This window comes from Anatilimnocola aquadivae (genome assembly GCF_049819085.1).
In the GTDB taxonomy this organism is placed as follows: Bacteria; Planctomycetota; Planctomycetia; order Pirellulales; family Pirellulaceae; genus Anatilimnocola.
This window is the reverse complement of sequence record NZ_CP187419.1, coordinates 7,423,611-7,435,434: the sequence shown is the minus strand read 5'-3', so window position 1 is coordinate 7,435,434 and position 11,824 is coordinate 7,423,611. Positions and strand designations below refer to the sequence as shown.

The window sequence follows — 11,824 nt, the reverse complement described above, 5'->3', positions numbered from 1 at the left end:
GCGTCCGTAGCCGCCCCATCGACCACTGCTCCCTCGCCAGTCGCGGGGTTGCGGTGTGTCGTTTCATTACAGCTGAAAGCGAAACGTCCGGCAGATCGTTCGCCAGGCGTGTTGAGCCAGCGTCAGAGTGCCGGCGTGAATGCGGGCCTGGCCCGTTCCTTCCGAGATCCAGCGGTCATCGGTTTCCTGCAGCGGCACGCTCGCTTGAAAGGTTTCCGAGAGCGGATGCTCTGCGCCGCTGTGACCGCTTCGCGTGGGAATGCGCCCGCCCGCTTTGGCCGAGAGACTCGGCGGCAGGGCCTGCCAAGGCTGTTCGGAAATATGCTCGATCTTGCCGTGTACTTTTCGCCCAGGCCATTGGTCGAGAATCAGTTCCACTTTTTGCCCTGGCCGCACAAACTCCATCGCGTTTTGATCGATGGCGAGAACCGCTTCGAACGAACCCGATGGAGCCAATTTGCCGAGCAGCGTTCCCTTGTCGAGAAACGCGCCGTGATTGCGCGCCGTGAGCGGTCGCCCTTCCCAACTGGCCAAGGTGACCTTGTCTTGGCTGGGCTGCTTCTCGGGGGGCGGCAACAACTGCCCGGCAAAGGGGGCGACGATCGTCAGTTTTTGTAGTTCCACTTCGCGTTGTTGCAATTGCGTTTGCAAAGCGGTGAGCGCTTCGTCGGTTTGCGCCAGATCGAGCAAAGCATTGGGGTCGACGTGAGCCCGTTGTCGCAGGCCGTCGATCTTGGCGAGCAGGCCATCGCGCTGGGCTCGCAGTTTTTGCGCGGCGATCTCGGCATCGACATTGCGCAGTTGCACCAAAGGTTGACCTTGCTGCACGGAGCCTTGCGAGGTCCAGACGTGGACGACTTCGCCGGGTACTTCGACGTAGATGGCTTCGGCCCCTTGAGGCTGCAGCAGCACCGCGCAGGTGATGTTGTGTGGCAGCGGCACGCAGAAGATCGCGGCCAAAATTGCCGCGCCTGCGACTCCGCTCATCAACACCCGCGACGTCTTCATCGTATTTCTCCGGCCGGGAACTCGAAACAGTTGAATCACGCGCCACGCAGGTATCAGGATCATCGCCGCCAGCGACATCAGCACCATCGCTTGCCCGACAACAGCCAACCCGTAAGGCTTGAAAACCTGCGTCAAAAACCAGAGCACCGAAAAGGTGACGAACCAGCCGTAGCAAGTCGAGGCAATCGCGAAGAGGACGAACCAGATCTGCCCCTTGGCGGGCAGAAACGGGTCGACGCTTTCTTTCATTCCCAGCAACCACGCGCCGGCTTTGCTTTTAACGAGTGCCGTCGCCTTGGGTCGCAGGTTCGGGATCTCAAGCAGGTCGCACAGAATGTAGTAGCCGTCGTATCGCATCAGCGGATTGGCGTTGAACATCAGCGTGCTAACGGAACAGACGAACATGGTGTTCAGGCACAGGTGATGCACCAGCCCAGGTTGCGAGAACCACCAGATCCAGGTGCAGATCGAGGCGAGCAATAACTCGACGTACATCCCCGCCGCGCCGATCATCGCCCGCTTCCATTTGCTGCGAATCACCCACGAATCGGTGACGTTGCAATAGAGGCAAGGTGTGAAGACCAGCAGCATTAAGCCCAGTTCGTGCGATTGCCCGCCGTAGCGGCGACAAGCCACGCCGTGACCGAATTCGTGCAGCACCTTCACCAGCGACATGACGACCGCGAGCAGCAGCCAATTGCTGACGGCGAAGAACTCGCGGAATTGCGGCAGGCGGCTGGAGAACTCTTGCCACTGGGCGGCGAGTAGCAGGCCGGCGGATAGCGCGAAGCAAACGCCGAGCAAAAGTGCAAAGGGCGCGAAGAGCCAACCAAAGCAAGTGTTGAGAACGGTGAGAATTGCATCGGGATCGATGCCGCGAAACCGCATCGCCAGCGGATTGCTGAGGGTTGCCCAGAAGCGTTTTCGTTCGCGCGTCTCGTGTCGCTCGCGCAGCGATTCTCCTTGGCCCTCGGCCAGCGAGACAATCAAGTTGCTGCGATGGAGCATCGTCAGCAAATGTTGCAGAGCCGCGACGCTCAATTTTTGCGGTGCAAATTGGGCTTCGAACCGCTGGCGCATCTCGTCGAGGCTGGTCTTGCCATCGAGCCAAGTGAGCAGCGTGTATTCTTCTTCTTCGAAGCGGAAGTATTTTAGTGCCAGCGGATCTTTGAGCACCCAGCAAGAGCGACCCTGCCAAGACTGCTGCACGATCTCCAAGTCGGCGCGCATGCGCAGTCCCAGCGTGCGGCTGGTGCTGGAGGCGTAGAGGTCTTGGAGAGAGGTTTGCATGAGAATGTCGCTGATGCTGCTTACTGCGTGCTGATGAACATCGTGGCGGTCATACCGGGGCGGAGGACGGGGTGCCCTTGTTCGGTGCGGTTTTGCACTTCGGCACGGACTCGGTATTTGTTGCCCGCCTGCACGAGCGGACTAATAAAGGTGACCACACCGGGCAATTGAGCAGTGCGTCCTTGGGCGAGCGTCACTTCGACGTTTACGGGCTTGCCAGAAATCGCTTCGGGACCGACTTCGCTGGCCGAGAGAAAACCTTCGACGCGCAGCCGGTCAACACGCACGATTTGCAGCACCGGCTCGCCGATGTTGACCCATTCACCCTTCTCGTGAAACAAGTTGACGACCAGGCCGTCGATGGGAGAAATGATCTTGCGGCGAGCGATCCCTTCGTCGGCCGCATCGACGGCTGCCTGCCGTGCTTCGGCACCCATCCGGGCGATCTTCATTTCCAGCTTGCTGCGGTCGATCTGTAACTCGTCGCGTCGCTTGGCGAGTTTCAGTTTTTGAATATCGCCGACCGTCACCGCGCCGGAGTTTCGTTTTTCGATACCCAGCGCGCGATCTAGTTCCGCAGCAGCCACTTCGAAGGCGGCTTCTGAGTAGCGAGTTTCGATATCGTCATTGGCTTTGGCCAGCGCAGCATCGCGATCTTGAATCGCCGCCAACTTTTGCAGCTGTGACTGACGGTCGTCGATCTGCGCGAGCAGTTGACCCGTGCGCACGTATTCACCTTCGGTCACCGCCACGTTCATCAACGCGCCGGCTTCTTTCGCCGGTACTTGCACGTCTTCGATGAGCGAGACCAGGCAGTGATTCATCTGCACCTGGCCGTTCACCGGATGCGCCGAGGTGCTGCCGTACTGCGCCCGCACCGGCGCTGGCGTGTTGCCCACGAGTTGTGGCTCTGCGACCTGTGCTTGCCCGGGCAAGGCCAATAGCGGACGCGACGGCGGCGCAGCATACAGGCCCAGCGCCGTAACGCCGGTCATGCCGGCGGCGATCAGACCGTAGCGGAAAATCGAGTTCGTGATTTGCACTGGCGACTCCTACAACCAAAACAACACTTGCGATTGCACGGTCTCGAGCAAGTCGCAGAACCAGACAAAACCCAGCGAACGCTCGCCGCAATACAACTTGCCGGTCACCGTCACCTGGTCGTGCAGCTCCGGCAATTGCGACTTGTCGACCTGCACGCGGACGAGGATGGTGTTTCCTTCGTCGCCGCGCACTTGGGCCGTATGTTCGATCTCGACCACCTGGCCGACAAACGTCTGCCCCGGATGGCTGGCCAGCGTGAAGGTCACTTCCAAAGGCTGACGAGCGGCCTGCTGGGATTTCATCGCTTGCGCGGCAGCTAGATGCTTCAAGCGACGCTCGGGAACGTACAGTTCGAGCTCCCACGGACCCTTTGGATCAGCCAGCGAGAGCAATGCCTGGCCACGTTCGACCGGGCGATGCAACAGCTGTTGTTCCACCTTCCACGTCACCACTTGTCCCGCTGCCGGGGCAACGATGCGCAACTGTTGCTGCTTCTGACGAAACAGCGCCAGTTCTCGTTCGAGATTACTGGCACGCTGTTTGAGCTCGAGCAGTTCCGCAGCGAGACGATTTTCGTCGGCTGCTGTCAGGCGAGTTCCCTGACCATTGCGATTATCGAGCAGGGCCCGTTCGGTCGCGGCGATTTGTTCGACGATGGTGCTTTGTTCGCCGAGAATCGTGGTCAGTTGCTCTTCCAAGTCGTGGCTCGACAGTTCGACGAGCGTTTGACCAGGTTGCACAAAATCGCCGTGGCGCACTTCGAGCTTATCGACGACTCCCGCGAGCTGCGCGAAGACTTCGCGGCGATCGGCAGGCTGCAACTTGCCGCGGGCGGCCACTTCAAAATCGGCAGGGACAAAGAACAGCGCCGCGATGACCCCGGCCAGCAGCAGGAGCACGGCAGCTGTTTTGGGCATCGCTCGCAAAGAAGCGACGCCGCCGAGATTGCCGAGCATCTTCCACAGCGGCAGAAAGAGAATGCTTTGATGCGACAAGACTGCCGCCAGTGCTGACGCGCTGTGCTGGGCAACCAGGTTAACGCGCGAAGCCAAATCACCCGCCGCACGATCGTCAGAAAGCTGTTCGACGACAATTGCACCGAGCAGCGGTAACTCGCTGGCTCGCACGGGCTGGTCGGTTTTCGCGGGCTGAAGTGTCAGCGGAATCACGCCGAGCAACCGCGCATGCGATTGATCGAGATAGGCTTGCAGCGCCGCTTCGATTTGCGGCGGAGTATCTCGGCTTTCATGCGTATGCCACAAAGGCTCGCGCGCCTTGAGAACGCAGCGTGTCAGTTCGGCCAGGCGCTTCACTTGCACGGCACGGCGGTCGAGCGAATCAAGTCCACTAATCGCCAACACTTCGCAGCGGCCGTTTTTCCACAGCAAGAGCGAAACGCGATCGCAGCCGGCAATTCGGCGACCTTCGTTCACAATGGCATAAGCCGTCGGTAGTAACTCCAGCGAGCGATGCACGGCTAAGACGAACTGTTCAAGCTGTTGCCACACCGCCTGGCGGTCGCGCATTTGCTTCAAATGCTGCGTCTTCAAAAAGTCGCTGGCCAGTTCGGCCATCTGCACGAGAAATCGCAAATAGCCACGCTGCGTTGTGGGTCCGCCCCCTGCTCGTTGAAAAACTTCGACGATGGCCTGCGTTTCACCTTCCAGCAGTAGCGGCGCCAGGACCAACAAATGCTGCGTCGGATTGTCGGGCGATTGCGCGTTGGCAGCGCCCGCGGCATGGGGCGGCACCACGAGCGCTTGCTTCGATTCGGCCACGCGCAGCAGCAGGCCGCGATGTCCCGGCGGGTCGGTCGTGGCCGACATTCCCGTTGCCGGCAAGTTGGCGTGATAGGCGAGTTGCAGCGTCTCGCCCTTCTTCAGCCATACGGCTCCGCCGACGGCAGCCATCGCGGCGAGAACTCGCGAGAGAAAGCCTTCGTAGAACTCCTTCGCCGAAACATCGGACGCGGCCAGTTGAGCCACTTCGTTGACGAGTTGGCGGATCTCGTTGCGCGTATCACTCAGCAGCGCAGGATCGACCGGTTCGGTCGTGGCGGTAGCGGTGTGTGTCGAGACGACTGAACCGGGCACAAAGGGCTGCTGGGGGTTCGGAAAGCTCGACGACGATTGCGGAGTTGCCAGCGACATGATGCTTGCAGTTTCTCGCTTGGAAGGAACATGGCTGTTGGCGCGGCAAAGCGCCCGGGCCCTATTCTTCCTTCGGCTTCGGCAGAGTCTGCTCTGTCGCTACGCCCGCTACTGGCGTTACAGCTTGCCACAATCAGAACTTTTGGGTGGCAACGATCAGCCTGCGTTGAGCCATCGGCGGCGATTGCATTGCTGGCAGATGGCTATGAGCTAAGTAGCGGCGCAGGGATCTATAGTCGTTAATGGCTTGCCCAGCACCGCACTGACAGCCGTATTGTTTGTACGAAGAGCGCAGACACGGAACGGTTGCGCTTCACTCTGAGTCCGGGCTTTTAGAATTGCGTCGTTGAATGGATTCACGAAGAAAAGCTGCTTTCAATAGCGCATCACAATGCGACTCTCGATCGCTATTCTGTTGGTGAGCCATTTCAATCCTTTCGCCGGCAACTTTGAGCGACTGGCGATACCAACGGTGGTTGCCTTGGTGGTCTGCGAACCAAGCGAACAAGATCGCCGCCGTTGTCGTTCCCCAGAACAAATCACGTAAGTTGATTCTCATATACTGCGATTTTAATCGAGCACGAATTCGCTCCGCCAGAGTTGTTGGCGGAATGGCTTATCGCCCCCCTGCTTAATGTTCTGTCACTTGACCGGAAATGCTTCACGGCAGTGTTTTTTCCAGTCGGCGGTCAACTTGTTAAAGTCCGTTTTGAAGACGGTTGCCAGATGTGGCTCCAGCTTGGTGCTGTCCGCCTGTTGAAGGGCGGTGATTAGCTCTTTGAGTTGAGGTTGATAGCCCGGATCTCGCAGCAATAGGCTGCACAGGGTGGCAGCTTGCCAGTAGTCGGTCGTGGCAATTGGCTGGCCGGAGGTGAGCTTTCGCATGTCGAAGTCGCCGCGGGCCAGACCGGCTTGAACGATCTCGGGGACATTCTTCTGTGGATAGATCTGCAGCTGATAGTAAGTGGCCAGTCCTTCTTGCAGCCATTCTTGTTCGTTAGCCAGTTGCAGCCGCGATTCAATCAGCGAGTGGACAAACTCGTGCACAAAGACGGGTCGCTTCTCACCTTGCTGCGGATCCCAACCAGCTGTGGCCCAGCCCAGAATCGTAAAGCCATTGCTCTTCGGTATGGCTGCTTCTTTGCCAAACTGCTGAGCCAGGCGAGGTGGAAACTGTTCGTATTCTTCGCGCGTGGCGAAGATCAGCAGTCGCGCGGGCGATGTTGCCGGGAGTAGCGGCAAATCCTTGTTCATTTTCTCCACGACCGGCACGAGCAAATCGGCCACCACATCCGGCTTGCACTCGGCAGCATTGGTAGCCACCAGAAACCCCTCGCGTTCTGCCGTCTTGATTTCCTTCTCGGTTGCCTTAGGAAATGCGATTGGCACGACTGCGGCGAGCGGCAATGCGGGCCGCGGTTTGACATTCAGATCGACCTGTAAGCCATCGACGCTGAGGTGGCTCTCTTCGCGAAAGCCGAAGCCCAGCCGATTCACTGCCGGCCAATTGCCAACCCGGCCATTCACGGGCGCGATCCACTCGCAGGGAACTTCGACCTGTTGCCAGCCACTCCCTTTCACGACCAACTTGCGAGCAAAAAGCGCGCGATTGGCCCCATCGAAGAACTGCAGATCGAACGTGCAATCGGCATCCCGCTTGGCCTCGCCGGCGGACCGAAAGACCCAGAACGAAACTCGCTCGGCCCGTTCCCAGGCCACGCGGGGCAGTTCCTTCTTCGTGGCGAAGTAAGAGCCGGCCTGAGCATCGAGTTTGACGACCTGCCCACCGGGAAGCAGATCGTCCTTCTTCGCCGCGCGAGGCTGTTCGGCCACCTCATGCGGTTCGCGAGCGGCGGACAGTTTGCCAATCGCCGACCATTGGCTGCCCAGTCCTTGCTGCTCGAAATCCCAAATGACTTTAGTGGCTTGCTCTTGCGCGATGGCTGCGCGCGCGAGGCAAACGGCAACAAAGAACGTCAGTACAAGTCGAACGCTGGTCATAGAAAACCTCGTCGTCGCCGGTCATTTCAGAAACAGCTTCCTGCAGCGCGCACACAGGAACGAATCTCCTATAATGGCGACTTTCCAACCTCAATAGAAGCCGCTGGAATTTGGTTGCCCGAATGGTTGCTTTGGAAATCGTGCTGCTGGCCGCGCATCTGGCTTGCATGAATATTGCTGCCGGTGCGCCGCTCGTGGGATTGTGGCTGGAATGGAAAGACCGCCGTGGCGATGGCGTCGCCGGGCAAGCAGCCAACTATCTGGCCTCGGCAACCGTGATCGCCCTGCTTGTCGGCGCGGTGCTGGGGCTTACCGTGGGTTGGCTGCGGTGGACACCCGAATATGCGCATGTCTGGCAAGTGCAACTGACTCACAAGTTGAATAACGGCCTCATTCAACTTGGACTCTCGTTCGCATTACTCGTTGGCTATTGGATTTGGCGGCAGCGAGTGCTGATCCCAACTCGCGCGGGATTTGTAACTCGCAGTTCGTTGCTACTATTTGCCAGCACCAACTTGCTGTATCACTTCCCTCCGCTGCTGATCGTTGCCGGCAAACTCGAACAGGGTGCATTTGTTGAACACAACATAAATCCCGACGTAGTAATGACTCCCCGCACTTTTTTCACGCTTTCGACGCAGCAAGACGTTCCCGCAATGTCCGTTCACTTTGCCCTGGCCTCGGTCGCAATGGCCGGCCTGCTGCTGCTGGGGCTCGCCCTGCGGCGAATGAAGATCGACGACGAAATTCGCAACGCCAAACGCATTGCCTTGTGGGGAGGCTGGGCCACCTTTGGTGCCACTGGCCTGCAACTCGTTGTGGGACTTTGGTTACTCTCGACCACGCCGCAGCAGGCAGAACTTACCGGTTCATCGCTTTGGCCGACGTTGTGCCTGGTCGCTTCACTGGCGCTAGTGATGTGGTTGTTGCGAGAACTGGCCGATGTCACGCTGGGCGAATGCAGCCGCAAATCGCTCGTCTGCTCGATGATTGCCATGACGGGCGTGATCTTGCTGATGACCGCTGCCCGGACGTTATCGAGACCGCAACCAGTGGCTGCCAGTCAATCCAAGATCGTTCACCACCGACAAGACTTCGCCGTGCCGTTCGCCGGCCCTGCCAATCCATCCTAGAGACACATCATGGAAAACATCGTTCTGAATGATCCTGGCAGCGGGGCGACGGCTGAGGTGCTCGTCAGCTTGGGGTTCAATTGCCATCGCTTCACCGTGCCGCATCGCGGGCGACACGTGGACCTCATTTGGCGCACGCCGACGTTTCTCACTGGGACCGATCGGCCGTCGCGCAGCGGCATTCCACTCTTGTTTCCGTTCCCGGGTCGCATTCGCGGCACCGAGTACGTGTGGGAAGGCAAGACCTATCATATTCCGGCCAGCGATGCCTTTGGCAATGCGATTCATGGCTTCGTGCATACGCGGCCGTGGCGCGTGATCGAACGCGACCGGCGGAGCATCGTCGGACAGTTTCAAGCGAGCGTGGACGATCCGAACATTCTCACGCAGTGGCCCGCCGATTTTCGCATCACCGCCAACTACGATCTTTCCGGCGGCATCCTGCGAATGGCTTACCTGATTGAGAACCCTAGCGATGTGCCGCTCCCTTGCGGCTTCGGCACGCATCCGTATTTTCACTTGCCGTTTCTCGATGGCCCACCCAAGAATTGCCTCGTGCTGTTGCCGGGAAGAGAAAAGTGGGAACTCGACCAGATGTTACCCACGGGCCAGCGCTTGCCGCTCGAGAACGTGGCCGAGTATCGCGCGGGTGCGCCGTTCGGCGGCTTGCAGCTCGACGATGTGTTCACCGGTCTCGATTTCGATGATGGCTGGTGTCGTAGCCACATTTACGATCCGGCCGCCAAACTGGCGCTGCACATCAGCTTCTCTTCGGTGTTTCGCGAGTGCGTGGTCTTCACGCCGCCGCATCGCGAGGCCATTTGCATCGAGCCCTATACCTGTGTGCCCAACGCGGCTGAACTTGCTGCCAACGGCATCGACTCCGGGCTGCAAGTGCTTGGGCCAGGCGAATCGTTCGTCGCTCGCGTGGAACTCGCCGTGAGTGAGGTCGATCTCAGCGCGTAAGGCACGAAAGACAGCGGGCCATTAAAACCGGTTCTGCCGGTCTTGCTTGCCTGGGCGGAAAACTTGCGGCTCGGTCTGCTGGCGGGTCGATGTTCGAAAGCATGACGACGCGCATTGGAACTACGCAGGAGTCGTCGCCGGAACGGAAGCTAGCGCCGGACACCACCACTTTTAACCTCCCCCTGGGCTGGCGAATCGGCCTCAGCGTGGCTTTGCTTTTGCATTTGCTGGCAGTGTTTCTGCCACCATTTCAATTTGCTTGTCGCGTAGGGAACGGCTCTTCGTCTCCCTTTGCCGACGGCCTGACTGCTTGGTTTCGCCCCTACATCGGTGCGATGTATCTCGACCACGGCTACTTCTTCTTTGCTCCGAACCCGGGGCCCAGTCACTTGGTGAAATACAAGGTCGAGTTTGCCGATGACCGCGAGCCGATCGAAGGTCGCTTTCCGAATCTCCAAGAGCAACAGCCTCGGCTGAAGTATCACCGGCACTTCATGATTGCCGAAGCGCTCTACAACCAATACGAGTCTCCCACCGCTCCGCCCGAGCCTTCGCCGCCGCCGCTCAACAGCGAACAAACCGAGCGCGATCGCCGGCTGCATGCCGAACGCGTCAACGCGCATCAAATCAACCTGCGGCTATGGCAGTTCCGTCGCCGTCAATATGACGAAATGAAAAAGTCGCTCGAAGAACACCTGCTCCACGTGCACGGTGGATCGAAAGTCACCCTGACTCGCGTCGAGCATCGACTCCTCAGTCCCTTCGAAGCGAGCGACCTCGGGCTGCGTCCGAACGATCCCGCGACCTATGTCGATTTGCGTGAAGCGCCTGCAACTACGCCGAGCGGAGTGAACCCATGAGCCCGCTCGTCAATGCAATCGCTGAATGGTTCACCGCGGTGTGGTCAGCCTGGAACCGGTTCTGGTTCAAGCCCGATCAACCGCATACGCTGGCGCTGGTGCGGATCTGTGCCGGCGCGATGTTGCTCTACACGCACCTGGTGTGGGCGATCAACCAGCAGATGTTTTTGGGACGCGAAAGTTGGATCAATGGTCCGACCGCTGCGCTCATGAACACGACCGTCGATGGACGGAACTATGCGTGGAGCTACCTCTACTACGTCGACTCGCCATTTCTGCTGGGTGTGCTGAACCTGGCAGCAGTGGTCGTGATGTTCATGCTAATGATCGGCTTTTACACCCGAGTTGTGTCTGTGCTGGCCTTCATCATCACGCTCTCGTATTGCCATCGCTTGACCGGCAGCCTGTTCGGGCTCGACCAGGTGAACGCGATGTTTGCGACCTATCTGATGATTGGTCCCAGCGGAGCGGTTTACTCCGTCGATCGCTGGTTGGCCGAACGTCGGGGCACCGCAACGCCGGTTGTTCCCTCGACCATGACGAACATTGCCATTCGCTTGCTGCAGTTGCACATGTGCGTCATCTACTTATATGGCGGCATCGGCAAAGCGCGTGGCGAATTGTGGTGGGACGGCAGCGCCTGCTGGTACGCAATTGCTAACCTCGAATACCAATCGCACGATCTCACCTGGCTCGTGCGCTATCCCTGGTTCATTGCCCTGCTCACACACATCACGCTGTTCTGGGAAGTCTTCTATTGCTTCCTGGTGTGGCCGAAACTGACTCGCCCCATCTGCCTTACTCTGGCAGTCGGCGTGCATCTGGGGATCGCCCTGTTCCTGGGCATGCCCACCTTTGGGCTGGCGATGATCATCGGCAACATGGCGTTTGTCTATCCAGAACTGATCGCGGCAGTCGTGGGCCTGAAATGGCTGCGACGCTCCGCGGAAGCCAAGCCCGCTGACGTACCTGTCGTGCGTGGTACAACCACTCGCGCCAACATGCGCAATCAACTGGCCTAGTCGCCACAGCATGGTTCATCGCTGAGGTGCCTGTCGCCGTGCTCTGATGCGCGGACCGCCAGCCACTCAGCGTAGGCTCGTCGTTCAACGTACGGCCCTTCTCCTCCAGCTAGGCCCATCGTACTCGGTGTGATGTGGTGTGGTGTTGTTGAAAAATTGTTAACTGTGTGGTTGACAATGGTTCGCCGCCATGAGCTAATAGTGGGAAGTTCTCTGCGCTGCTGAGGGGATGTGCGGTCGGACGGCGTCGTGCCCGCAGGCGTTGATCGCTAGGGCTGTCTGAGAAGTTTTCCAGAAACCAGCCCGGTTGTTGGACAAACAGGATGAGTTGCAAAGCTTCCCTGAGAGTC

The 11,824-nt window shown here is 59.1% G+C and carries 8 protein-coding genes; 4 read left to right on the top strand and 4 right to left on the bottom strand.

The annotated features are described in order from the left end of the window. Positions 1 to 66: 66 nt before the first annotated feature. From NA78x_RS29475 to NA78x_RS29460, 4 genes are all read right to left on the bottom strand, one after another. On the bottom strand, positions 67 to 2,298 hold the full coding sequence (locus NA78x_RS29475; protein ID WP_425615960.1) for an HlyD family efflux transporter periplasmic adaptor subunit: 2,232 nt from the start codon (positions 2,296 to 2,298) through the stop codon (positions 67 to 69). A 20-nt stretch (positions 2,299 to 2,318) separates the two neighbouring features. Beyond that, positions 2,319 to 3,341 (bottom strand): efflux RND transporter periplasmic adaptor subunit, encoded by a 1,023-nt coding sequence (locus NA78x_RS29470; protein ID WP_425615959.1) that lies wholly within the window; start codon positions 3,339 to 3,341, stop codon positions 2,319 to 2,321. A 9-nt stretch (positions 3,342 to 3,350) separates the two neighbouring features. Further along, on the bottom strand, positions 3,351 to 5,492 hold the full coding sequence (locus NA78x_RS29465) for an efflux RND transporter periplasmic adaptor subunit (protein ID WP_425615958.1): 2,142 nt from the start codon (positions 5,490 to 5,492) through the stop codon (positions 3,351 to 3,353). Positions 5,493 to 6,134: 642 nt separating this feature from the next. After that, positions 6,135 to 7,493: a hypothetical protein gene (locus tag NA78x_RS29460; RefSeq protein WP_425615957.1), complete on the bottom strand. Its 1,359-nt coding sequence runs from the start codon at positions 7,491 to 7,493 to the stop codon at positions 6,135 to 6,137. Between the two features lie 122 nt (positions 7,494 to 7,615). On the opposite strand from NA78x_RS29460, the gene NA78x_RS29455 reads away from it, so the two are divergent. The 4 genes from NA78x_RS29455 (at position 7,616) to NA78x_RS29440 (ending at position 11,474) form a co-directional block, all read left to right on the top strand. After that, a complete protein-coding gene (locus tag NA78x_RS29455; RefSeq protein ID WP_425615956.1) occupies positions 7,616 to 8,626 on the top strand; it encodes a hypothetical protein in 1,011 nt (336 codons plus the stop codon). A gap of 9 nt (positions 8,627 to 8,635) precedes the next feature. Next, positions 8,636 to 9,592, top strand: a complete 957-nt coding sequence (locus NA78x_RS29450; RefSeq protein ID WP_425615955.1) for an aldose 1-epimerase — start codon at positions 8,636 to 8,638, stop codon at positions 9,590 to 9,592. A 101-nt stretch (positions 9,593 to 9,693) separates the two neighbouring features. Continuing rightward, complete coding sequence (locus NA78x_RS29445) at positions 9,694 to 10,452, top strand: hypothetical protein (RefSeq protein ID WP_425615954.1); 759 nt, start codon at positions 9,694 to 9,696, stop codon at positions 10,450 to 10,452. Further along, positions 10,449 to 11,474: an HTTM domain-containing protein gene (locus NA78x_RS29440; protein WP_425615953.1), complete on the top strand. Its 1,026-nt coding sequence runs from the start codon at positions 10,449 to 10,451 to the stop codon at positions 11,472 to 11,474. The genes NA78x_RS29445 and NA78x_RS29440 overlap by 4 nt, the downstream gene beginning before the upstream one ends. Positions 11,475 to 11,824 lie beyond the last annotated feature (350 nt).

Excerpts from the sequence above, each read along its gene's own strand:
- NA78x_RS29465 (WP_425615958.1), bottom strand. The coding sequence starts at position 5,492 with ATGTCGCTGGCAACTCCGCAATCGTCGTCGAGCTTTCCGAACCCCCAG.
- NA78x_RS29450 (WP_425615955.1), top strand. The coding sequence starts at position 8,636 with ATGGAAAACATCGTTCTGAATGATCCTGGCAGCGGGGCGACGGCTGAG.
- NA78x_RS29445 (WP_425615954.1), top strand. The coding sequence starts at position 9,694 with ATGACGACGCGCATTGGAACTACGCAGGAGTCGTCGCCGGAACGGAAG.
- NA78x_RS29475 (WP_425615960.1), bottom strand. The coding sequence starts at position 2,298 with ATGCAAACCTCTCTCCAAGACCTCTACGCCTCCAGCACCAGCCGCACG.
- NA78x_RS29455 (WP_425615956.1), top strand. The coding sequence starts at position 7,616 with ATGGTTGCTTTGGAAATCGTGCTGCTGGCCGCGCATCTGGCTTGCATG.
- NA78x_RS29440 (WP_425615953.1), top strand. The coding sequence starts at position 10,449 with ATGAGCCCGCTCGTCAATGCAATCGCTGAATGGTTCACCGCGGTGTGG.
- NA78x_RS29460 (WP_425615957.1), bottom strand. The coding sequence starts at position 7,493 with ATGACCAGCGTTCGACTTGTACTGACGTTCTTTGTTGCCGTTTGCCTC.